Source organism: Xanthomonas sp. NCPPB 901 (assembly GCF_056725085.1).
The window spans coordinates 281,727-304,152 of the sequence record NZ_CM161511.1 but is presented as its reverse complement, the minus strand read 5'-3'; the positions used below and the strand labels follow the sequence as shown (position 1 = coordinate 304,152).

At 64.8% G+C, this 22,426-nt stretch carries 16 protein-coding genes and 2 CRISPR repeat arrays; of the genes, 14 read left to right on the top strand and 2 right to left on the bottom strand.

Annotated elements, in window-relative coordinates; genetic code table 11:
• Positions 1 to 280 precede the first annotated feature (280 nt).
• Together AC1PME_RS01255 and AC1PME_RS01250 are read left to right on the top strand one after the other, a co-directional pair.
• Positions 281 to 631 (top strand): TfoX/Sxy family protein, encoded by a 351-nt coding sequence (locus AC1PME_RS01255; RefSeq protein WP_481097050.1) that lies wholly within the window; start codon positions 281 to 283, stop codon positions 629 to 631.
• Positions 632 to 913: 282 nt separating this feature from the next.
• The gene (locus AC1PME_RS01250) at positions 914 to 1,264 is read left to right on the top strand and encodes a VOC family protein (RefSeq protein ID WP_254459907.1); all 351 of its coding nucleotides are present in this window, start codon (positions 914 to 916) and stop codon (positions 1,262 to 1,264) included.
• Positions 1,265 to 1,318: 54 nt separating this feature from the next.
• Here AC1PME_RS01250 and AC1PME_RS01245 read toward each other — a convergent pair whose 3' ends face one another.
• Positions 1,319 to 1,951, bottom strand: a complete 633-nt coding sequence (locus AC1PME_RS01245) for a TetR/AcrR family transcriptional regulator (protein WP_481097049.1) — start codon at positions 1,949 to 1,951, stop codon at positions 1,319 to 1,321.
• Positions 1,952 to 2,047: 96 nt separating this feature from the next.
• Here AC1PME_RS01245 and AC1PME_RS01240 point away from each other — a divergent pair, with 96 nt between their 5' ends.
• The 12 genes from AC1PME_RS01240 (at position 2,048) to AC1PME_RS01185 (ending at position 21,808) form a co-directional block, all read left to right on the top strand.
• Positions 2,048 to 3,100, top strand: coding sequence for an MBL fold metallo-hydrolase (locus tag AC1PME_RS01240; RefSeq protein ID WP_481097048.1), 1,053 nt, complete (start codon positions 2,048 to 2,050; stop codon positions 3,098 to 3,100).
• Positions 3,097 to 4,026 carry an SDR family oxidoreductase gene (locus AC1PME_RS01235; RefSeq protein WP_481097047.1) on the top strand — a complete coding sequence of 310 codons (930 nt, stop codon included), beginning with the start codon at positions 3,097 to 3,099 and terminating at the stop codon, positions 4,024 to 4,026. Before AC1PME_RS01240 ends, AC1PME_RS01235 begins: the two co-directional genes overlap by 4 nt.
• 273 nt (positions 4,027 to 4,299) lie before the next feature.
• Positions 4,300 to 5,286 (top strand): type I-F CRISPR-associated endonuclease Cas1f, encoded by a 987-nt coding sequence (cas1f, locus tag AC1PME_RS01230; RefSeq protein ID WP_307547789.1) that lies wholly within the window; start codon positions 4,300 to 4,302, stop codon positions 5,284 to 5,286.
• Positions 5,283 to 8,699, top strand: a complete 3,417-nt coding sequence (cas3f, locus tag AC1PME_RS01225; protein WP_481097046.1) for a type I-F CRISPR-associated helicase Cas3f — start codon at positions 5,283 to 5,285, stop codon at positions 8,697 to 8,699. The genes cas1f and cas3f overlap by 4 nt, the downstream gene beginning before the upstream one ends.
• 94 nt (positions 8,700 to 8,793) lie before the next feature.
• Entirely contained in the window at positions 8,794 to 10,158 is a 1,365-nt protein-coding gene (gene csy1, locus AC1PME_RS01220) for a type I-F CRISPR-associated protein Csy1 (RefSeq protein ID WP_481097045.1), read from the top strand.
• Positions 10,155 to 11,144 (top strand): type I-F CRISPR-associated protein Csy2, encoded by a 990-nt coding sequence (gene csy2, locus AC1PME_RS01215; RefSeq protein WP_481097044.1) that lies wholly within the window; start codon positions 10,155 to 10,157, stop codon positions 11,142 to 11,144. Before csy1 ends, csy2 begins: the two co-directional genes overlap by 4 nt.
• Before the next feature lie 27 nt (positions 11,145 to 11,171).
• Positions 11,172 to 12,221 (top strand): type I-F CRISPR-associated protein Csy3, encoded by a 1,050-nt coding sequence (gene csy3, locus AC1PME_RS01210; protein WP_481097043.1) that lies wholly within the window; start codon positions 11,172 to 11,174, stop codon positions 12,219 to 12,221.
• A gap of 9 nt (positions 12,222 to 12,230) precedes the next feature.
• Positions 12,231 to 12,797, top strand: a complete 567-nt coding sequence (cas6f, locus tag AC1PME_RS01205) for a type I-F CRISPR-associated endoribonuclease Cas6/Csy4 (RefSeq protein ID WP_481097042.1) — start codon at positions 12,231 to 12,233, stop codon at positions 12,795 to 12,797.
• A 130-nt stretch (positions 12,798 to 12,927) separates the two neighbouring features.
• Positions 12,928 to 16,435: direct repeats of the CRISPR family, unit length 28 nt; unit sequence GTTCACTGCCGTGTAGGCAGCTCAGAAA.
• Between the two features lie 344 nt (positions 16,436 to 16,779).
• Positions 16,780 to 17,709 (top strand): hypothetical protein, encoded by a 930-nt coding sequence (locus tag AC1PME_RS01200; protein ID WP_307547777.1) that lies wholly within the window; start codon positions 16,780 to 16,782, stop codon positions 17,707 to 17,709.
• 8 nt (positions 17,710 to 17,717) lie between these two features.
• Positions 17,718 to 18,143, top strand: coding sequence for a hypothetical protein (locus AC1PME_RS01195; RefSeq protein ID WP_481097041.1), 426 nt, complete (start codon positions 17,718 to 17,720; stop codon positions 18,141 to 18,143).
• Between the two features lie 38 nt (positions 18,144 to 18,181).
• The gene (gene cas6f / locus AC1PME_RS01190) at positions 18,182 to 18,400 is read left to right on the top strand and encodes a type I-F CRISPR-associated endoribonuclease Cas6/Csy4 (RefSeq protein ID WP_481097040.1); all 219 of its coding nucleotides are present in this window, start codon (positions 18,182 to 18,184) and stop codon (positions 18,398 to 18,400) included.
• A 130-nt stretch (positions 18,401 to 18,530) separates the two neighbouring features.
• Positions 18,531 to 20,898: a CRISPR direct-repeat array (repeat unit 28 nt; unit sequence GTTCACTGCCGTGTAGGCAGCTCAGAAA).
• Between the two features lie 328 nt (positions 20,899 to 21,226).
• Entirely contained in the window at positions 21,227 to 21,808 is a 582-nt protein-coding gene (locus tag AC1PME_RS01185; RefSeq protein ID WP_481097039.1) for an XAC0095 family protein, read from the top strand.
• A 217-nt stretch (positions 21,809 to 22,025) separates the two neighbouring features.
• Here the strand turns inward: AC1PME_RS01185 and AC1PME_RS01180 are convergent, their stop codons facing one another.
• Complete coding sequence (locus AC1PME_RS01180; RefSeq protein WP_481097038.1) at positions 22,026 to 22,418, bottom strand: hypothetical protein; 393 nt, start codon at positions 22,416 to 22,418, stop codon at positions 22,026 to 22,028.
• Positions 22,419 to 22,426 lie beyond the last annotated feature (8 nt).

The following is a 22,426-nucleotide window of genomic DNA, read 5'->3' as shown; positions in this document are numbered from 1 at the left end:
CTGCGCATCGCGACGGCACGGCGCCCCCGCACGTTCTGTAGGAGCTTCAGCCGCGACAGGCGTTCCCGGGAACGCGCGTCGCGGCTGAAGCCGCTCCTACGGGATCGCATTGCGGCGAAAGCCGCCGGTACCGTGCGGCCGCACGCCCGCCACACCGCCACACCGACGCGCCGACGCGCCGATGCGCCGTGCGCAGAGCACCGTGTGACGCCGTTTGCTACCGTGCCGCCAGGCGCGAAGACAGGAGCGGAACATGGCCAGAGATGCAGGCTTGGAACACATGCTGCGCGACGTGCTCGGCGCGCACCCGGAGCTGACCGAGAAAGCGATGTTCGGTGGCTGGGCCTGGCTGCTGCACGGCCATCTGCTGTGCGGCGCGCGCGACGATGGTGTGCTGGTGCGGCTCGGCAAGGGCAACGACGCATGGGCGTTGGCGATGCCCGGGATCGTGCCGATGCTGTCGCGCGGCCGGGCAATGGCTGGCTGGGTTCGGGTCGCACCGGAGACCTTCGCCGACGACGCGCTGGCCGCGCGCCTGCTGCGCGAGGCCAGCGCCTTCGTGCGCACGCTGCCGGCGAAGCAAGGCCGTCCAGATCTTCGCGCAGGTCGACCGCGATTTCCGCGGGCGTAGCCCACCGACCAGAGTCGACTTCGACCACGCACCGATCGGGTGCCAATCGGCACCGACGGACCATGCGTCTGAGATCCGTCGCGTCGATCACCGGATGTCCGTGCCGCGATTCTCGAGGAACCCACGCGAACGTCACCGCACGCGGCTGGCGTGTCGTGCCGCCGATGCCGATCCACTGCCGCTCGGGATGCGTCGAACGCGGGAACAAACCCGCTGGCCGTTTTCGCCAAGCCGGCGCCGCCCGGATGAGGGAGACTGCCGGCTCTTCCACAGGAGTCGCCCATGTCCCGCGCCGAGCAGCATCACCGCATCGACTATCTCGAATTCGCCGTCGCCTCGATCGCCGCGGCCAAGGCCTTCTACGGCCAGGCCTTCGACTGGACCTTCCAGGACTACGGCCCGGACTACTGCGAGTTCCGCGACGGCCGCCTCAGCGGCGGCTTCTTCCACGGCACGCCGCAGCCCGGCGGCGCGCTGGTGGTGCTGTACTCCAACGACCTGGCCAGCACCCAGGCGCGCATCGAAGCCGCCGGCGGCCGCATCGTGCGCCCGGTCTTCGCCTTCCCGGGCGGCCGCCGCTTCCACTTCGCCGACCGCGACGGCTACGAACTGGCGGTGTGGTGCGAGGACTGACGCACCGCGGCCGTGCCAGCCGCGTCGCCCGCGGCACGCACCGGGACGCGATCGCTAGCCGGGATCGCGCGCGTAATGCCCGAGGAACATGTCGGCCGCCGACGCGGCCACCTGGGCCTGCTGCGCCGCGCTGAGCGGCGGCTGGCCCATGCTCACCTGCGGCCAGAACGCCATGCCCTTGATCAGCGCCTGCAGCTGCTGCGCGGCGAACTCCGGCTGCATGGGCTTGAGCCGGCCATCGGCCAGCGCCGCGCGCAGCCATACCAGCGTGCCCTCCTCCTTGCTGCCCAGGCGCGCGACCAGGTCGCGCGCGCGCGCGGGGGCGCGCATGCCTTCGACCATCGCCATCCGCGACAGGTCGACGAAGGCCGGATCGTCGAACAGCCGCAACTTCTGCTCCAGCAACTGCAGCAGTTGCGGGCGCAGCGGCTGCTGCGGGGCGTAAGGCACGCCGACCGTGTCCAGGCTGCGCTGCCATAGCTGCAGCAGGATCGCGTCGAACAGCGCGTCCTTGCTGGGGAAATGGTTGTAGACGGTGCGCTTGGACACGCCGGCGCTGGCCGCGATGCGGTCCATGCTGGTGGCCTCGAAGCCATGGCCACGGAACTCGGCGGTCGCCGCCTCCAGGATCGCCTGGCGCTTGCGCTCGGTCAGCCGTGCCGGAGCGGGCGTGGAAAGAGAAGCCATGGGCAGATGTTACACCGACCAGTTTACTTTCACGCAAAGAAAACTACACTGTGCAGTGTAATTGTCACGCCAGATCGCCCTTCAAGGATTGCCGCCATGTCCGCGTCCGCTTCCCCACTGTTCCATGTCCCGCTCTCGCATCTGGCGTCGCCGCAGTACCGGCGGGGCCGCTTCCGCAACGCCACCCCGGGCACCAGCGGCGCGCCCGGCCTGGCCGGGACGTTGCGGATCCTGTGGGATCTGCTGACCCGCAAGTCGGCCGAGTCGGTGCCGTCGCAGCCGCTGCCGGTGCTGCCGCTGACCGCCGAACAGCTGCTGGCGGCGCCCGACCGCAGCCTGTACCGGCTCGGCCATTCCACGGTGTTGCTCAAGCTGCGCGAGCGCTTGTGGCTGACCGACCCGGTGTTTTCCGAACGCGTCTCGCCGTTCCCGTTCGCCGGCCCGCGGCGCTTCCACGCCCCGCCGATCGCGCTGGACGCCTTGCCGCCGATCGCCGGGGTGATCCTCTCGCACGACCACTACGACCACCTGGACCGCGCCAGCATCCGCCGCCTGGCCGAGCGTGTCGGAACGTTCGTCACCCCGCTGGGCGTGGGCGACCTGCTGCGGCGCTGGGGCGTGGATCCGGCCAAGATCCGGCAGCTCGATTGGTGGCAGTCGACCACCGTGGACGGGGTCACCTTGACCGCCACCCCGGCGCAACACTTCTCCGGACGCGGCATGTTCGACCGCGGGCGCCGGCTGTGGTGCTCGTGGGCGATCGAGACGCGGGAACTGAAGCTGTTCTTCAGCGGCGACGGCGGCTACTCCGCAGGCTTCAAGGCGATCGGCGAGCGGCTGGGGCCCTTCGATGTGAGCCTGATCGAGAACGGCGCCTACGACGTGGACTGGCCGCACGTGCACATGCAGCCGGAGCAGACCCTGCAGGCGCACCTGGACATCGGCGGACGCACGCTGCTGCCGATCCACAACGGCACCTTCGACCTGGCGATGCATGCCTGGCACGAACCCTTCGAACGCCTGGCGGCGCTGGCCGATGCCGCCGGCGTGGCGCTGGCCACGCCGCGCATGGGCGAGCGCGTGGACCTGACGCAGCCGGCAAGCGGCGAGCGCTGGTGGCGCGCACTGACGCAGGCGGTGGCGCCGTGAGCCGCTGGACCCTAGCCGACCTGCCGTCGCAGCGCGACAAGATCGCCGTCGTCACCGGCGCCAGTCCCGGCGGACTGGGCTACGAGACCGCGCTGGCGCTGGCCGGCGCGGGCGCCAGCGTGGTGCTGGCGACGCGTAACCCGGGCAAGGCCGAGACCGCGCGGCAGGCAATCCTGGCCGCGCATCCGGCGGCCGACGTGCGCGTGGAAGCCCTGGACCTGGCGCAGCTGGCCTCGGTGGCCGCCTTCGCCGCGCGCATGGCGGCGCGCTCCCCGCGGCTGGATCTGCTGATCAACAACGCCGGCGTGATGGCACCGCCGCAGCGGCAGACCACCGCCGACGGCCTGGAACTGCAGTTCGGCAGCAACTACCTCGGCCACTTCGCGCTGACCGCGCAGTTGCTGCCGCTGCTGCGCGCCGCGCCGGCCGCGCGCGTGGTGAACCTGTCGAGCCTGGCGCACCGCCACGCCCGCATCGACTTCGACGACCTGCAGTGCGAACGCCCCTATCGGCCGTGGAAGGCCTATGGGCAGTCCAAGCTGGCGATGCTGATGTTTTCGCTGGAACTGCAACGGCGCAGCGACGCGCAGGGCTGGGGCGTACGTGCGATCGCCGCGCATCCCGGCATCGCCCAGACCGCGCTGGTCGCCAATGGCCCGGCGGTCGGCGGTCGCCGCACCGCGATCGGCGCGGCGACCAAGTGGCTGGCCCCCTGGATCAGCCATTCCGCCGCCGCCGGTGCGCTGCCCACGCTCTACGCCGCCACCTCGCCAAACGCCCAGCCCGGCGGGTACTACGGGCCCGACGGCCTGTTCGAGCTGAAAGGCGACCCGGCCCCGGCCAGGATCGCCCGGCAGGTACGCGACCCGCAGGTGGCCGCGCGGTTGTGGGAGGTGGCGTGCAGGCTGGCTGGTGTGGCGTTCTGACTGCACAGCGGCACCAGCAAGTTGCCTCCGTAGGAGCGGCTTCAGCCGTGACAGGCGTTACCGGGAACGCCCGTCGCGGCTGAAGCCGCTTCTACGGATCACGTCCCCCCGTTGCTAGAGGCGCTCTAAAGTCGCGCCCACTCCAGCCCCTCGCCACGGCGGTAGAACACCGCCAAAGCAGGAGCGCCGGACACCTGCATTCGCCGCTAGTATGGAGAGGACGGCCTGCTTGTCGGACATACCCAAGCCGATTCAGGACCTGCAGGGGACAACATGGACGATCTCTCGCCTTCGGATCTGAAAACGATCCTGCATTCCAAACGTGCCAATCTCTATTACCTGCAGCACTGCCGTGTGCTGGTGAATGGCGGCCGCGTCGAGTACGTCACCGACGCGGGCAAACGCGCGCTGTACTGGAACATCCCGATCGCCAACACGACGACGCTGTTGTTGGGAACCGGCACATCGGTCACCCAGGCGGCGATGCGTGAGCTAGCCAAGGCCGGTGTCCTGGTCGGGTTCTGCGGCGGTGGCGGCACTCCCCTGTTCTCTGCAAACGAAATGGATGTCGAGGTCGCCTGGTTCTCGCCGCAGAGCGAGTACCGCCCGACGGAGTACCTGCAGGCATGGGTCGGATTCTGGTTCGACGATGATCTCCGCCTGAGCGCAGCCAAGGCGTTCCAGCGTGCACGTGCACAGCGCATCGGCGAACAATGGCAGCAGCGTGCGTTGAAGGACGCCGGATTCACCCCCGAGCCGGCGCGGTTGCAGGCACTGTTGACGCGATCTACCAGCGCCATCGAGCTGGCACAGGACAACACGGCCCTGCTCACTGAGGAGGCGCGGTTGACCAAAGCCTTGTTCAAGCTGGCCGTCGATACCGTCGGCTACGGCGATTTCACCCGCGCCAAGCGCGGAACCGGCACCGATGCGGCCAATCGCTTCCTCGATCACGGCAACTACCTGGCCTATGGACTGGCGGCGAGCGCGACCTGGGTCCTCGGTCTGCCGCACGGTCTCGCCGTGCTTCACGGCAAGACCCGACGCGGCGGTCTGGTATTCGATACTGCCGATCTGGTCAAGGATGCCAGCATCCTGCCGCAGGCCTTTCTCTCCGCCATGCGCGGCGACGACGAGCAGGCGTTCCGGCAGCACTGCATCGAAGCGCTCGCGCGCAGCGAGTCGCTGGACTTCATGATCGACACACTGAAGAACGTGGCACTGGCAACCCAGGCGCTGCAACGCGGGCAGGCGCAATGAACGTCCTGCTGGTCTCCCAGTGCGACAAGCGCGCCCTCAAGGAAAGCCGCCGCATCCTGGACCAGTTCGCCGAGCGGCGTGGCGACCGCACCTGGCAGACGCCGATCACCCGCGCCGGCCTGGATACTCTGCGCAAGCTGCTGCGCCGCACCGCGCGCAAGAACACCGCGGTGGCCTGCCACTGGATTCGCGGCCTGGACCACAGCGAGCTGCTGTGGGTGGTCGGCGACGCCAGCCGGTTCAATCTCTACGGCGCAGTGCCTACCAACCGCACCGAGCGCAACATCCTGCGCCGCGAGGACGAGAACGACTGGCACTGCGCCGAGGACATCCGCCTGCTGGCGCAACTGGCAGCGCTGTTGCACGACCTGGGGAAGGCCAGCATCGCGTTCCAGGCGCGGCTGCGCGGTGCACTGCAGGAGCGCAACCTGTACCGTCACGAATGGGTGTCGCTGCGCCTGTTCCAGGCCTTCGTCGGCAAGGACGACGATGCCGGCTGGTTGCGGCGCCTGGCCGATGCCGAATCCGACCACGCGCCGCACTGGACAGCCGCAGGACGTTACCGGCGCGACGGGCTGGATGAGGCTCCTGGCTACCCGTTCCGCGAGCTGCCGCCCCTGGCTGCCACCGTCGCCTGGCTGATCCTGACCCATCACCGCCTGCCGCTTGCACCCTACGAGGAGGACGGTGTCCAGAGTTGGCTTGGCAGACGCGTGCGCCATGCCACGCCAAGCTGGCTGGACGAGCCGCTGTCGCTGGTCGAGCACCACTGGAACGAGGTCCGCGGCCAGGCCGATCGCGACCACGTGGCGACGTACTGGACACTGGCCGGTCCCCTGCCGGTCGCCACACCGGCATGGCGCACGCAAGCGGCGCGCCTGGCCAGGCGTCTGGACGCCTTGCGCACGCGCCGCCCAGACGGCTGGCTCGACAATCCCTACGTCATGCACCTGGCGCGACTCAGCCTGATGCTCGCCGATCACAGCTATTCGCGGTTGGGCCTGGACCGCGAGGATCGGCCGGTAGCCGAGCGAGCACGTCATCTCCAACAAGGGGCCAGGCTCTTCGCCAACAACACGCTCAACCGGGCCGGCACCATCGTGCACAACCAGTCCCTGGACGAGCATCTGCTGGGCGTCGCCCATACCGCGGGATTGATCGCACACACCCTGCCCGGCGTCGAACGGCACTTGCCGCGGCTGGCGCAGCACCGCGGCCTGCGCAAGCGCAGCGCCGATCCCCGCTTCGCCTGGCAGGACAAGGCTGCCGATCATGCAACGGCGCTGCGCGAGCCTGCGCGCGCGCATGGCGCCTTCATCGTCAACATGGCCTCGACCGGCTGCGGCAAGACCCTGGCCAACGCACGCATCCTCTACGCCCTGGCGGACCCACAGTTGGGCCTGCGCCTGACCTACGCGCTGGGCTTGCGCACGCTCACCCGGCAGACCGCCGACAGCTATCGCACCGATCTGCATCTCAGCGACGACGAACTGGCGATGCTGATCGGCGGCACCGCCAGCACGCCGTTGTTCGATCATCACGCACGGCAGGCCGCGGCCACCGGCTCGGCCTCGGCGCAGTCGTTGCTTGAGGAAGACAGCCACCTCGTCTACGAAGGCGCGGTAACCCAGCACCCGCTGCTGTCCCGGGCACTGCACGACCCGAAGATGCGCAAGCTGCTGTCCGCGCCGATGCTGGTCTGCACCGTCGACCACATGGTGCCGGCCACCGAATCGCTGCGTGGTGGCCGCCAGATCGCGCCGATGCTGCGATTGATGAGCGCCGATCTGATCCTCGACGAACTGGACGACTACGACATCGACGACCTGCCTGCGCTCGGGCGGCTCGTGCACTGGGCCGGCATGCTCGGCAGCCGCGTGCTGCTGTCGTCGGCCACGCTGCCTCCGGCCCTGGTCGAAGGCATGTACGCCGCCTACCGCGCCGGGCGTGCGCACTACCGGCGCAACCGCGGCGTGGATGGTGGCAGCGCCGATGCGCCGATCGAGGTCCCTTGCCTGTGGGCCGACGAGTTCGGCACGCACGGTGGCCCTTGCGCCGATGCGGCCGCCTTTGCCGCCGAGCATGCGCAGTTCGTCGCCAAGCGCGCGGGCAAGTTGCGCCAAGCGGCGCCACTGCGCCGCGGCGAACTGATTGCACTGCGGATCCAGGGCCGGCAACCGGAGCAGATCGCCGCCGAATTCGCCCAGCACGTGAGCGACGCGATCGTGCAATTGCACGGCGCACACGCGGAGTCCGACCCGGTCAGCGGCAAGCGCGTCAGCTTCGGTTTGGTGCGGATGGCCAACATCGACCCACTGATCGACGTGGCACGTGCGCTGTCCCGGCTTGGCGCTCCGCCTGGCGTCAGGCTGCATCTGTGCGTCTACCACGCGCGCTTCCCGCTGCTGCAGCGCTCGGCGATCGAACACCTGCTCGATACGGCGTTCGACCGGCGTCAGCCGGACGCGGTCTATCGCGCGCCGGCAATCCGCAGGGCGATCGACGCGCATCCGGAACAGGAGCAGGTGTTCGTGGTCCTCGCCTCGCCGGTGTGCGAGGTCGGCCGCGACTGGGATGCGGACTGGGCCGTGGCGGAGCCGTCCTCGCTGCGCTCGCTGATCCAGTTGGGCGGTCGCGTGCAACGCCACCGACGCACGCCCGGCACTGCGCCGAACCTGCTGATCTTCGATACCAACCTGCGCCACTTCCGCGGCACCGGTAGCGACAGCTTGGCCTATGTGCGCCCCGGGTTCGAGCAGCAGGACGCCAGCGGTCACCCCACCGACCGCTTCCGTCTGCAGACCCATCGGCTCGGCAAGCTGCTGCGCGAGGACGAGTACCGTGTGCTGACCTCGCTGCCGCGCATCCAGGTACCGGAACCACCCTTGCTTCCGCGCGAACGCCTTTGCGATCTAGAGCATGCGCGGCTACTCGAGGCGATGCAGTGCAACCCGCACTCCCCGCCGCAGAAGTCGCGGCGCAGCGCGCCGCCGTTCGTGCTCAACGCCGCCTCCGCCTGGCAGACCCCGCAGGCCATGCTCACCGGCGTCCTGCCGCAGCAGCAGCCGTTCCGCCGCGACACCATGGGGACGGCCACCCTGGTGCTGCTGCCGGACGAGGACGAGGAACGCCTGGTCCTGCATCGCATCGAACGCGATGGCGCGCGGCGCGGCGCCCCGCTGTACACGGCCGTGGAACAGAGCGAGTACGTGCGCATCTCACTCGAACACGGGCCGGGCATCAGCCCATGGGGCGCGTTCGACCTGATGGCCCTGCTCGCCGAGCAGGCCGGGCAACTCGACCTGACGCTGCGGGACTGCGGGGAACGGTTGATGACGGTGAACGTGCGGGAGCGGCAAAGCGGGAAGCAATGGGGGTACCACCCATTGCTTGGCTTCAAGGCTGGAGAATGAGCTTCACTTCTTTGGAGGTGCCACCAGAACAGTAACAGCGTGTTGTCTCGAGCAGTTGTAGCAGAAACCACCCAAGCAACTGAAAGGACTCGCAATGACAGAAGAATCGGAACATGCAAGACGCTCCGAACGCTTCCGCTCGGCCATCGCCGCCTTCATCGACGGGCGGCGCGAGGCCAAGCTGAAGGGCAAGGAGGACGAGGCCGGCACGGCATCCAAGTACGACTACGAAACCTGGCTGGCGGACGCAGCCCGGCGGGTCGGCCAGATCCAGGCCGTGACCCATGTGCTCAAGGCCACCCACCCTGACGCACGCGGCAGCAGCCTGCACGTCGATCCCGCCGGCTTGCCGGCGCACCGCGAGGTCGGCAGCCACCTGCTCGGCACGGGCTTTGCCGAGGACGTGGTCGGCAACGCGGCGGCACTGGACGTGTTCAAGCTGCTCAAACTGGAAGTCGATGGCCGGCGCCTGCTCGACTGGATGCAGGACGGCGACGACGACCTGCGCGCGGCGCTGCATGCCGATGCCGAGGTCGCCAGCCGCTGGATGGGCGCCTTCCGCACTCTGGTCCGCCGCGACGCGCAGCCGTCCTCGCATGAGGCCGCCAAGCAGGTCTACTGGCTGGTCGGCGAGGAACCGGAGGACGACCGCCACTACCACCTGCTGCAACCGCTGTTCTCCAGCAGCCTGGCCCACACCGTGCACGAAGACATCCGCGAGGCGCGCTTCGGCGAACGCAACACACAGGCGCGCCAGGCCTTCCGTGCCAAGCAGGCGTTCGACGGCGACTACCGCGACTACCGCAGCCTGGTGGCCCGCAAGCTCGGCGGCACCAAGCCGCAGAACATCAGCCAGCTCAACAGTGAGCGCGGCGGCATCAACTACCTGCTGGCCTCGTTGCCGCCGCGCTGGAACCGCGAGCGCCCACGCACCTTGCTGCGACTGGGCTCGGCGATGGAACGGTTCGCCTATTTCGAGGACGTACCGAAGCTGATCAAGGCGCTGGCCGATTTCCTGGCTACCGATCCTCCCAAGAACGACCACACAGAGTGGACCCGCCGTGCCATGGAAGACGAGTTGGTCAACAAGCTGGTGTTGTTCGCAGCGGAGACCGCCATGCGCTTCGAACCGGGCTGGAGCCGCGACCCACACTGCGAGCTGCCGCAATCCCAACAGTTGTGGCTAGACCCGGAGCGCGTGGCACTGCCGGTCCGCGTGGATCCTAAACACCCCGAATGGGAACAGCAGGATCTCGAATTCCGAGCGACCTATCACTATGGGGATTGGCAGAACGAGGTCGCCGGGCAATTCGCCACCTGGGTCAACGACCGGTTGCGGGACGCCGGCATCGTCGGCTTGGGCGACGACCAATGGCAGCATTGGGCCAGCATTGCCATCGTCGACGCCGCCTGGCCTGTCCCGATGCGCCGACGTGCGCCGAAGGAAGGTGCAGCATGAGCGAGTGCCCCTCCTTCGACCACCTGCTGGCAATCCCGCACCTGCGCGTGCAGAACGCCAACGCCGTGTCCAGCCCGCTCACCCACGGCTTCCCGTCGATCACCGCCTTCCTCGGCCTAATGTGGGCACTGGAACGCAAGGCACGCAAAGCCGGGTTGGATCTGGCCTTCAACGCTGTCGGCGTGATCTGCCATGACCACCAGGAACAGGTCACCGAGGCCGGCTTCGTCCAGGCGTTCCGGCTGACCCGTAACCCCGTGGACAAGGACGGCAAGACCGCCGCCATTATCGAGGAAGGCCGTATCCACCTGGAGCTGAGCCTGGTCTTCGCGGTGCATAGCGACCGCTGGTTGCGCGACCCGGCGAGCCACACGGCGGATCTGGCCATCGTGACCGACCTGCTCGCCGGCATGCGCATCGCCGGCGGTAGCCTGCTGCCAACGCGGCAACGCGAGCGCCCACGCCACCAGCCGCAAGTGATCCCCTGCACCGGTACGACCGCCGACCAGCAGGCGCTGTTCCGCAACCTGCAACTGCGGCTGCTGCCGGGCTTTGCCCTGGTGGCACGCGACGACCTGCTCGATGCCCGGCGGGCCGAACTGCAGCAGCACACACCCGATGCGACCAATCTGGATGCGTGGCTCTCGCTGTCGCGCATCAACTGGCGCTACGTGGACGCGGCCGACGGCAAGGGCGAGTGGCAAAACGACCGCAGCGGCCGCGGCTGGATCGTGCCGATCCCGGTCGGCTACGGCGCGCTCGGCGAAGTGCACGCGCCCGGCAGCGTCGCCAACGCCCGCGACGCCGAGACGCCATTCCGCTTCGTCGAAAGCCTGTACTCGGTGGGCGAGTGGATCAGCCCGCACCGCCTGCCGACGCCGCAACACCTGCTCTGGTACGCCGACAGCCAACCCGACGCTGGACTGTACCGCTGCCGCAACGACTACCGCCCCGCCGTCATCCCGACGGCCGACGATTTCGATTGATCGCCCATCACGACAAGGAATTCCATCATGGCCAACGACACCCTCAAGACTGCCTCCGTCCTCGCCTTCGAGCGCAAGCTGGACCCCTCCGATGCCCTGTTCTTCGCCGGCGCCTGGTCCGCACGCGATGCGGCCGGCGACTGGCAACCGGTCCGTGTCCGCGAGAAATCGGTGCGCGGCACCATCTCCAATCGGCTCAAGGACAAGAGCAAGGAGCAATCCGACCCCACCAAGCTGGATGCCGCCATCCAGAACCCCAACCTGCAGACCGTGGACGTGGCCGCCCTGCCGCTGGACGCCGACACCCTGAAGGTCCAGTTCACCCTGCGCGTACTCGGCGGCACCGGTGAGCCGTCCGCCTGCAACGATGCCGACTACCGCGCCAAACTTCGCGCCACCGTCGAGGGATACCGCCAACAGTACGGTTTCGGCGAACTGGCACGCCGCTACGCCGCCAATCTCGCCAACGGCCGCTTCCTGTGGCGCAACCGCGTCGGCGCCGAGCAGGTGGAGATCCAAATTGCTCACCTGCGCAACGGCGCGCCGAGCGCGCAGTGGACCTTCCAGGCGCACGACCATGGCCTGCGCGACCTGTCCGCGCCGGCCGACGCAGCCGGCGATCTAGATGCCCTTGCCTCCACCGTCGCCGACGGCCTGGCCGGCACCGCCCATGTGCTGCTGCAAGTCACCGCCTTCGTCCGCATCGGCGCCGGCCAGGAAGTGTTTCCCTCACAGGAACTGATCCTGGAACGCGGCCGCGGCGACAAGAGCAAGACGCTGTATGCCGTCGGCGAAGGCGACAAGGCCGTGGCCGCCATCCACTCGCAGAAAATCGGCAATGCGCTGCGCACCATCGACACCTGGTACCCCGGCGTCGAGGAGAACGGCGCGATCGCCGTCGAGCCCTATGGTTCGGTCACCACCCAAGGCAAGGCCTACCGGCAGCCCAAGGACAAGCAGGATTTCTACAACCTGCTCGACGCCTGGGTGATCAAGGACAAGGTCCCGAGCGTGGAGCAACAACATTTCGTGATCGCCACGCTGATCCGCGGCGGCGTGTTCGGCGACTCGAACTGAGGCACGGCCATGCAACACTATCTCGATCTCCGCCTTCGGCCCGATCCGGATCTGGCCCCGCATCAGTTGCTGGGCGCGCTGTACGCACGCCTGCACCGCGCCCTGGTGGAACTGGCCAGTAGCGGCATCGGCGTCAGCTTCCCCGGCTATGACGACGCGCTGCCGACCCTGGGGGCGCAGCTGCGCCTGCACGGCAACGACAGCGCGCTGCACAGCCTGATGGCGACGGCCTGGCTGCGGGGCATGCACGATCACCTGCACATCGCCGACATCGCCGAGGTGCCCGCCACCGCACAGCATCGGCAGGTGACGCGCGTCCAGGCCAAGAGCAGTCCCGAACGCCTGCGCCGACGCGCCATGCGCCGGCACGGCTTGAGCGCCGGGGCGGCGGCCGAACGCATCCCGGACACCGCGGCCGAACGATTGCGGCTGCCGTTCGTGGTGCTGGGCAGCCGCAGCACCGGCCAAGCCGCGTTCCCTTTGTTCGTGCGGCATGGCCCCCTGCTGCAGGAACCGATGGCTGGTACGTTCAACAGCTACGGGCTCAGCCACGGGGCAACCATTCCCTGGTTCTGACCCTTTTTCCCAGGCACGTCGAGTGCCCCATTGAAATCAAGCACTTGGCAGCCGGCTCCAGCAAAGGGGTCGGCTGCTTTTCTTTGCAGGTTTCCTTTTCCTGTCAAAGACTTGGAGAATGGCGAGGCTAGTTCACTGCCGTGTAGGCAGCTCAGAAAACCGCCTTGGCAGGCTTGATCTTCTGAGCCGCGTTCACTGCCGTGTAGGCAGCTCAGAAATATAAAAATACCTGTAGTTGGTATCAAGACTCGTTCACTGCCGTGTAGGCAGCTCAGAAATATAGCGGATCTGGCAACACTGGGGGGCAGCCGTTCACTGCCGTGTAGGCAGCTCAGAAAGGCATATGGTCGGCGCCTGAGCATGCGATGCAGTTCACTGCCGTGTAGGCAGCTCAGAAATCATCCGCATTCGCTACGAGGACGGCGGCGGTGTTCACTGCCGTGTAGGCAGCTCAGAAAGATAGCGAAATGCTCGCGGTCAAGGGGCTCGAGTTCACTGCCGTGTAGGCAGCTCAGAAAGCGACGAGATTCGCTTCGAAGTGGACGTTCTGGTTCACTGCCGTGTAGGCAGCTCAGAAATGTACGACGCTCCACGACCCGTTGCCATATTGGTTCACTGCCGTGTAGGCAGCTCAGAAAATCGACCCAGTCGCGCAGCGCCTTGCCGTCCTGTTCACTGCCGTGTAGGCAGCTCAGAAAGTCAGGCGCCCTCACCTGCGCCTGGGGACACTGTTCACTGCCGTGTAGGCAGCTCAGAAAAGTGGCGCATTGATTGCAACACGCGTCGCAACGTTCACTGCCGTGTAGGCAGCTCAGAAAGCCCATACCTTCGACGCGCACGGTGTTCACGTGTTCACTGCCGTGTAGGCAGCTCAGAAAGGCAGGTGGCCGCATGAGCGCCGTCCGCCAGGGTTCACTGCCGTGTAGGCAGCTCAGAAAACATGGTGGCCGGTGATCTGATATGGCCGCGGGTTCACTGCCGTGTAGGCAGCTCAGAAAGTGATGATGAAGGCGATGGGGTTCGAACGGCCGTTCACTGCCGTGTAGGCAGCTCAGAAAATCGTGGGGACGTGGACTGTCGGATTGGTCGCGTTCACTGCCGTGTAGGCAGCTCAGAAAATACGGCCGAAAGAGACAGCATCTTCTTTTCAGTTCACTGCCGTGTAGGCAGCTCAGAAATTCGTAGTGGTGTCCACGCGGGTGTACTTCAGGTTCACTGCCGTGTAGGCAGCTCAGAAAAGCAAGGCCAACGGCAGCAACTCGCGCGCCGGGTTCACTGCCGTGTAGGCAGCTCAGAAATTGGCGTCGGCCCATTCGGCTTTGGTCGCGAAGTTCACTGCCGTGTAGGCAGCTCAGAAAACGCCCAAGCCTTGCCCATCGCCTCGCTCAGCGTTCACTGCCGTGTAGGCAGCTCAGAAAGGTGTGCTGCATCGGCCCGCGGCCGCGGTACGGTTCACTGCCGTGTAGGCAGCTCAGAAAGGCCGGCCACGCTTAGGCACGATCTGCTCTGAGTTCACTGCCGTGTAGGCAGCTCAGAAAAGGAACGGAGAAGGCGCCATGAGCGAAATCCGGTTCACTGCCGTGTAGGCAGCTCAGAAATTCGCGAGCATCAGGAAAAAGCTCACGGCGCTGTTCACTGCCGTGTAGGCAGCTCAGAAAAATCAACGCCAGCAGCATCAAGATGATGACGAGTTCACTGCCGTGTAGGCAGCTCAGAAACGCCGGCCCGCAACCCGCCGCCGCAGGGCGACGTTCACTGCCGTGTAGGCAGCTCAGAAATGGAACAAGGCTGTCGAACTGTTCGTTCAATCGTTCACTGCCGTGTAGGCAGCTCAGAAAAGGACGATGATCGCCATCGCGACGACGTAGGCGTTCACTGCCGTGTAGGCAGCTCAGAAAACACGCACAGCCCGCAAGGAGGGCGACATGGAGTTCACTGCCGTGTAGGCAGCTCAGAAAAGACTTTCCTGGGGGCGCACACCTGCCATGAAGTTCACTGCCGTGTAGGCAGCTCAGAAATGATGGTTACGGAAAATAAAGGTCTCATCTCTGTTCACTGCCGTGTAGGCAGCTCAGAAATCGATGCGGTAGTCCTCGTCGCCGTCCTTCCCGTTCACTGCCGTGTAGGCAGCTCAGAAAACCCAGGGCTTGGGCGTGTAGACGTACAGCTCGTTCACTGCCGTGTAGGCAGCTCAGAAAAAGCGGTAGATCAGCACCCGCCCCTCCACCCAGTTCACTGCCGTGTAGGCAGCTCAGAAAATGGTACGCGCGGCATTCGAGGAGGCCTGAGCGTTCACTGCCGTGTAGGCAGCTCAGAAAGACAGGCGGCTAAATGATCGAACTAGCAGATTGTTCACTGCCGTGTAGGCAGCTCAGAAATATCGGTACAGCACGCTAAGAGATAGGAAAGAGTTCACTGCCGTGTAGGCAGCTCAGAAATCGAGGCGGTTACCGAGGGCAGGATTCAGTTCGTTCACTGCCGTGTAGGCAGCTCAGAAAACGATGATGATGAGCTACGGCACCTTCGTGTTGTTCACTGCCGTGTAGGCAGCTCAGAAATGACCGCCCCCGCCATTTTTTTCGTCATGACGGTTCACTGCCGTGTAGGCAGCTCAGAAATCGTATGCGGCTGCGAATGCCTCAGCCCCAGGGTTCACTGCCGTGTAGGCAGCTCAGAAAGACGATGAGGCAGACGCACTGGCGGCCGCACGGTTCACTGCCGTGTAGGCAGCTCAGAAAAGGTCGGGCATGACGACGAGATCCGCAGCCAGGTTCACTGCCGTGTAGGCAGCTCAGAAATTTCGGGGCCGTGAGTCCATCGGATGCCGCGAGTTCACTGCCGTGTGGGCAGCTCAGAAATCACGGGAGCGCGGCGCCGGCCGCCGGAGCCGGTTCACTGCCGTGTAGGCAGCTCAGAAATAATTCGAGCGCGGCATCGCGATAGTCCAAATGTTAACTGCCGTGTAGGCAGCTCAGAAAGAACGAAACCCGCGTAGGTGCGCTGATACAGGGTTCACTGCCGTGTAGGCAGCTCAGAAAAATTTCCAGCTTCAACCAGTCCAGTTCCGCCATGTTCGCTGCCGTGTAGGCAGCTCAGAAACAGCCAGGGCCGCGCTGGCATCCTGATCGTGTGTTCACTGCCGTGTAGGCAGCTCAGAAATCGATCTCCCAAGGGTGGGGCAGCTCCACCGCGTTCACTGCCGCGTAGGCAGCTCAGAAAATCGCCTCCAGGGATTGGACGTGGAGCAAGCTGTTCACTGCCGCGTAGGCAGCTCAGAAAGTCGGCCTCAACAGTTGGTCGCACCGCGGCGAGTTCACTGCCGCGTAGGCAGCTCAGAAATCGACGCGCACGTAGACCTTCTCCGGGATCTGGTTCGCTGCCGCGTAGGCAGCTCACAAAGATGAGGGCGAAACGGTCACGTGTAAATTCTGGTTCATTGCCGAGTAGGCAGCTCAGAAAAGCCGCGCGACGTACTGCACCGCGGTCTTCCGGTTCACTGCCATGTAGACAGCTCAGAAATGCAGCCGCATGAGATAGTCCACGCCGGCCTGGTTCACTGCCGCGTAGGCAGCTCAGAAAAGGAAAACCCGGACGGCTCGCTCTACGCCCCGTTCACTGCCGTGCAGGCAGCTCAGAAATGCATGCCGACCGTGGCGGCGGGCTGGGTATCGTTCACTGCCACGCAGGCAGCTCATAGTTGATCCACGACATCGACCGACTAAAGATCATGTTCACTGCCGCACAGGCGACTCGAAATCGGCCAGTCCGCTCGGCCTGGGACCGTTATGGCGTTGGCCGCAGCGAAGCGTCGTTTGAACTCCTCTTTCTCGCTTTCGCAGCAGGCACCCCTCTCCCAGGCAATTAACCTTCCAAGCCACCTGCGCGACAACAGAGATTGCTCGCCTATCGGCACCATGCTACGGTCCGTCGGCCCCACTCAGGAAGTGGAGTTCGTCGTACGCAAGTCAACATGGAGAGTGACATGAAGCATTGGACGTCGGTTTTCCTGGTGGCAGTTGCCTGGCTGGGAATCAGCAGCCCGGCACTGGCGTCGGACCTGGTGAGTCTCTGCACCACGTGCACCACACCCGCCTCGTTCCAGAACGCCGCCAAAGCCGAAATCGGTCGCGTTGGAGGCACCTACGATGTTCTGGTGGTCAATCCCGACACCAAGACCACGATGCTTTTCTCGATCCTGTTCAACCCGAACGCCGGCGGCGGAAGTCCACAGGCCCAGACGGAGCCGAAGGCCGTTGCCCCAGGCAAGGCGATGTCGCTCTCCAACCAAGCCTATACGGGCGTCACCGCACGTCAGGCGGAAGTCGACGCAATCGCAGCAGCCGGGCCTGGAGACAAATGGCAGATCGACCAGTGGAACGCAAGTAGCCAAGAAGCGGCAGAAGTCGGAGCCATCATCGACCTGACGAAGACAGATCAGGTGATCGTGATGCCCAACAGTGATTACTACGGTTCTTTCGTTGGGCGCAACGCGGAAGCCACGTCGCTGGAGATCTTCAAAGCATTGACCGAGAAGAATCCCGCATGGGCTGGCAGGGGTCTCAAGGCTGCATTCCGGCAGTTGCTGTCGAACAAGATGAAGCAGTTCTTCGGCAAGGACCCGCGTGTGTGTGCGGTCTTCAACAATGGGGACAGTGCATGCTTCGAGATCAACTTTGCGGCACCAAGCGCGGATAAGTACATTGCCGGCACGGCTCGGGCCGTGGATGGCAGCCCGCTTCCCGATGCGGGTTCGGGGAGTGCCGGAGGCGGTGGCGATCCGATGGTGGTCGATTGGAACCCGCCAAACGTCGCCTATGGTGCCCGTGGCTCCACCGGCCGCGCCGGTGAGGTCTGGCTGTTCTGTGCCACCTCGGCGGGTGTGGTGCTCAAGTGCTGGCTCCAGGTCCTATGAGGAAATCGATGAAACTCTCGACAATTGGCTTGGCCTTGGCCGCAAGCGCAGTTGGCGCGGTCGTCGGAGGCGCGGTGGGCGGTAGTTATGCGCTTTCCCGTGCCGACGCATCCGCCGCCGCCTGGCATTGGCTGGACACATCGATGGTGCTCGCCAGCACTGACGGATCGCCCAAGAACGCCGAGCAACAACGGGATTCGCTCAATGCGAACTTCGTAGCGCAAACCCGCCTGCTCGCGCGCGCCCTAGGCAACGTGAAAGACGACGCGTTGAAAGCCCGCGTGATCGAGCGGGCCAAGTCGCTCTCTGCCCACCCCGAATCGATTGCCGAGACGCCGCTGACCCTGGGCCAACGGAAGGAAGCCCTCGCCGCGCTTTCCTGCCTCGCTAACGCTTCTGACCGAGACGCCTTGCGACGTTGCGAAGACGGCTGATGTAACGGCCAGTAAAAGAAGGAGTCCGGACACGCGCCTTGCGTCGGCACGGCTTGAGCGCCGACGCGGCAGCCGAACGCATCCCGGACACCGCGGCCGAACGATTGCGGCTGCCGTTCGTGGTGCTGGGCAGCCGCAGCACCGGCCAGGCCGCGTTTTCCCTGTTCGTGCGGCATGGGCCCCTGCTGCAGGAACCGGTGCCTGGCACGTTCAACACTTACGGACTCAGCGGCGGGGCCACCATTCCCTGGTTCTGACCCTTTTTCCTTTTCGCTTCGAGCGCTCTACTAAAATCAAGCACTTGGCAGCCGGCTCCAGCAAAGGGGTCGGCTGCTTTTCTTTTGCCATTTCCTTTCGGCATCAAAGGCTTGGAGAATAGAGGGACTAGTTCACTGCCGTGTAGGCAGCTCAGAAATGGCGAAGCGTTACGACGCCATCGCGAAGCCGGTTCACTGCCGTGTAGGCAGCTCAGAAAGACCCTTACAAGGTCGTGGCTGACACCGTCCCGTTCACTGCCGTGTAGGCAGCTCAGAAAATGCGCGTGTGCCTAGTGGTCGAATAGGCGAAGTTCACTGCCGTGTAGGCAGCTCAGAAAAGATCAAGCCGCGCCTTGCTGTCGCTCCTTCGGTTCACTGCCGTGTAGGCAGCTCAGAAAAGACACCAATAAGGATCTGCCGCCAGGGGTTCGTTCACTGCCGTGTAGGCAGCTCAGAAAGCCGTCCCAAGTTTCGTTAGGGCATTGGCCTCGTTCACTGCCGTGTAGGCAGCTCAGAAAGGTAGGCAGCCGCTCGCTCCGCGTCGGTCTTTGTTCACTGCCGTGTAGGCAGCTCAGAAAAGTACACCTACGAGATCCTGGTCGACATGATCGTTCACTGCCGTGTAGGCAGCTCAGAAACTCGAGCACATCCGGGACACCATTTCCGTTTGGTTCACTGCCGTGTAGGCAGCTCAGAAAATGACGTGCCGCCCCTCGACTCGGCGGCGCGCGTTCACTGCCGTGTAGGCAGCTCAGAAAAGATCCAGGAGGCCCATGTAGCTGATGTCGAGGTTCACTGCCGTGTAGGCAGCTCAGAAACGCCTCCCTTCCAACATCCGTAACCAGTCCAAGTTCACTGCCGTGTAGGCAGCTCAGAAATGCTGGACCGGCTCAATCCAGATTACCTCGCTGTTCACTGCCGTGTAGGCAGCTCAGAAAGATTCCAGGCGCGTGCGCACGCGCTGCAGCGCGTTCACTGCCGTGTAGGCAGCTCAGAAAGCAGCGCAGCCGCAGGCCGAGAAGCATCCGGAGTTCACTGCCGTGTAGGCAGCTCAGAAAGTCACCCGTGGCGTCACCGTCGGCGACGTGATGTTCACTGCCGTGTAGGCAGCTCAGAAAGATGCGCTGAAGGGTGCGGAGGACGAGAGGTTGTTCACTGCCGTGTAGGCAGCTCAGAAAATCCTGATCCCTAGTGATGCCCCACTTCCCGCGTTCACTGCCGTGTAGGCAGCTCAGAAATTCCCGATGGCGCTGTGGCGCTCGTTGATGAGGTTCACTGCCGTGTAGGCAGCTCAGAAATCCCCGCTGCTTCATCGTGCATCTCCCTGCTTGTTCACTGCCGTGTAGGCAGCTCAGAAAATGGCGGCAGCTACGGTTTCGGTGCTCACCATGTTCACTGCCGTGTAGGCAGCTCAGAAACATCTTCGGCCGCGCCGCCAAGACGTACAGGCGTTCACTGCCGTGTAGGCAGCTCAGAAATCGAACGCATAACGACATTGCATTCCGAGCACGTTCGCTGCCGTGTAGGCAGCTCAGAAAAGTGCTCGAAAGCATTCACGCGCGGGTTGCAGGTTCACTGCCGTGTAGGCAGCTCAGAAATGCGAGGCGAGGGCGGCGGTCAGAGCGGCCAGGTTCACTGCCGTGTAGGCAGCTCAGAAAAACTCGCAGCCGTGCTGGCTGGCCTGCGCTATGTTCACTGCCGTGTAGGCAGCTCAGAAATGACCCGGGTGGTCGAGGACTCCGGCGTCCTGGTTCACTGCCGTGTAGGCAGCTCAGAAAAGCGACAGCCGACCCTTCAGCTCACGGCGGCAGTTCACTGCCGTGTAGGCAGCTCAGAAAAAGGCCGCCAGCTGCGGCTTGTCGCTGAATCGGTTCACTGCCGTGTAGGCAGCTCAGAAAGACGAGCCAGTAGGGCCAGCTCATTGCGCACCGTTCACTGCCGTGTAGGCAGCTCAGAAAATTGCGCACCGCCTTGCTGTCGATCAGCGCCAGTTCACTGCCGTGTAGGCAGCTCAGAAAACCATCAACACGAACGTGCGCAACGCCTACCTGTTCACTGCCGTGTAGGCAGCTCAGAAAATCTCTGCGCGCTGCTGTTTTGGGTTCTCTGCGTTCACTGCCGTGTAGGCAGCTCAGAAACCCACCGGCTGGCGGGCGGCGAGGGCGGCACGGTTCACTGCCGTGTAGGCAGCTCAGAAAAGGTCGTCGTAGGGAATAACCGCGACCGGCGAGTTCACTGCCGCGTAGGCAGCTCAGAAAACAAGGTCTACTACCTAACGCTGCCAGACGGCTTTCACTGCCGTGTAGGCAGATCAGAAAAGCCAGACGGATTGCGACCGGCGCATGGGCGAGTTCACTGCCGTGTAGGCAGCTCAGAAACACGGGTTGAAGTCGCTGAGCGCGGTCTTGGCGTTCACTGCCGTGTAGGCAGCTCAGAAAACGGCCCTCATGTTTGCGCGGCTCGCCCGCAAGTTCACTGCCGCGTAGGCAGCTCAGAAAGGTCGCTGCCGGCTCAAAGCGAGACGGTCAGGTTCACCGCAGAAAATCTCTCATATCCACTATTGACACGCACACCAGCCAGTCGCAATCTTGACCCAAGGAGCGTCGAAACTCCTCACGTAGCGGTACCCACCTCCGACAAACCGGTGGGTTTTTTGTGCCTGCATGCCTTGCAAGCGCAAGCCGACGCGATGCCTGCGTCGGGAGGGCGGCTAATACAACACCCTTCGGGGAAATACGCCCGCCGGCTACGTGCGGTTTCGAACCTCCCGACTTCCCGTCCGCCATGCGTGGTGGGCGGACCCCTTCATGGAACGAGGAGGCAACGATGTCGCACGATCGTTTGGACGACGAAGACATGCCCGGCTATTTCCTGCCGGAGGACAGCCAGTTCCGGCTGGCGAAGCTGCGCGATCACGTGCGGTTCCTGGTCCGGCTGGCGCAGCCGCGGACGCGGGCCGAGGAGCATGCCGCCGAACCCAAGGTGCGCATGGGCGAACTGGCGCTGTGTCTGGAGCTGTTGGCCGACCAGGTGGAGTTGGTGCTGGACGCGCTGTCCTATCCTGCGCAGCAGACCCATACGACACGTGGCGCCCGGCCCGATGCCACCACTGAGATAGCCCCGGACGTGGAAGGTGGCGCGTTCCGGGTGACGCGTGAGCAGATCGACCAGCTCACGCTGTTGACCGAGACCATCTCAACTCATGCCCGCGCAGGGGCAGCCGGCGATATAACCGAGCAGGACCGCCTGGCGCTGCCGGAGGACGCGGCGATCTGCGCTGCAGCGAACACGATACGGGCGCTGCTGCTGCAGATCGTGCGCCAGCCGCTGCGCGTGCCAACGCCCAAGGGCGTGCGTGAGGAGCGGACGGTCTATGCGCTGCCCACGAAAGGCGGGCGACTGCATTGATCCCGACAAGATTGGAGTGAGGCACGGATGCTTCGCCTGCAAAGACTGGCCTCGCGTTGCTGGGCAGACCCAAGTTGCAGCGCGCACCAGCGTGCGCGCAAAAGGAAAGGCAGCACGGGACGGCAATTGCGACAGTGTACGCACCGCGGCGGGCCAGTGACGAAAGCGTGGCGCCGTTTCATCGCAGACACACGCCCAAACCATGCACCACGGCAACTCACTTGCAGTCTGGAAATTCACCCAAAGTGACGACGCGAGCGAGATTTTCCTCGCTTTTGCCATCGCGCCCCTCGTCGCCATCCAAGTACACGATCAACGCTCCTTTGCCGTCGCGACGCACCGTGTAAAGCGGTTCGTTCCGATCGGAGTACACCACCAGCTTTTCATTTTCGACATGTGTCGAGAACAAGGCCGGCGTCAAAGGTCCGCCCTCGTAGCGCTGGATCAACAGCCGAGTGCCATCAACAGCGGACAGGATCCATATCGTCGTACCCACCAAATCCCCCGCGTCCTCGGCCCAGCAGACATTTGAAAAGCTCTCCGGTCTCGCTTCGCCGAAATGTGCCGAACCCGCCGCCACGCCCATCAGAAGCACCACGCCAACCATCATGTTTCGAG

Coding starts and splice junctions, on each gene's coding strand:
- AC1PME_RS01250 (WP_254459907.1), top strand. CDS start 914: ATGTCCCGCGCCGAGCAGCATCACCGCATCGACTATCTCGAATTCGCC.
- AC1PME_RS01185 (WP_481097039.1), top strand. CDS start 21,227: ATGTCGCACGATCGTTTGGACGACGAAGACATGCCCGGCTATTTCCTG.
- cas6f (WP_481097042.1), top strand. CDS start 12,231: ATGCAACACTATCTCGATCTCCGCCTTCGGCCCGATCCGGATCTGGCC.
- csy3 (WP_481097043.1), top strand. CDS start 11,172: ATGGCCAACGACACCCTCAAGACTGCCTCCGTCCTCGCCTTCGAGCGC.
- AC1PME_RS01200 (WP_307547777.1), top strand. CDS start 16,780: ATGAAGCATTGGACGTCGGTTTTCCTGGTGGCAGTTGCCTGGCTGGGA.
- AC1PME_RS01195 (WP_481097041.1), top strand. CDS start 17,718: ATGAAACTCTCGACAATTGGCTTGGCCTTGGCCGCAAGCGCAGTTGGC.
- csy2 (WP_481097044.1), top strand. CDS start 10,155: ATGAGCGAGTGCCCCTCCTTCGACCACCTGCTGGCAATCCCGCACCTG.
- cas3f (WP_481097046.1), top strand. CDS start 5,283: ATGAACGTCCTGCTGGTCTCCCAGTGCGACAAGCGCGCCCTCAAGGAA.
- AC1PME_RS01180 (WP_481097038.1), bottom strand. CDS start 22,418: ATGATGGTTGGCGTGGTGCTTCTGATGGGCGTGGCGGCGGGTTCGGCA.
- AC1PME_RS01255 (WP_481097050.1), top strand. CDS start 281: ATGCTGCGCGACGTGCTCGGCGCGCACCCGGAGCTGACCGAGAAAGCG.
- AC1PME_RS01240 (WP_481097048.1), top strand. CDS start 2,048: ATGTCCGCGTCCGCTTCCCCACTGTTCCATGTCCCGCTCTCGCATCTG.
- cas1f (WP_307547789.1), top strand. CDS start 4,300: ATGGACGATCTCTCGCCTTCGGATCTGAAAACGATCCTGCATTCCAAA.
- AC1PME_RS01245 (WP_481097049.1), bottom strand. CDS start 1,951: ATGGCTTCTCTTTCCACGCCCGCTCCGGCACGGCTGACCGAGCGCAAG.
- csy1 (WP_481097045.1), top strand. CDS start 8,794: ATGACAGAAGAATCGGAACATGCAAGACGCTCCGAACGCTTCCGCTCG.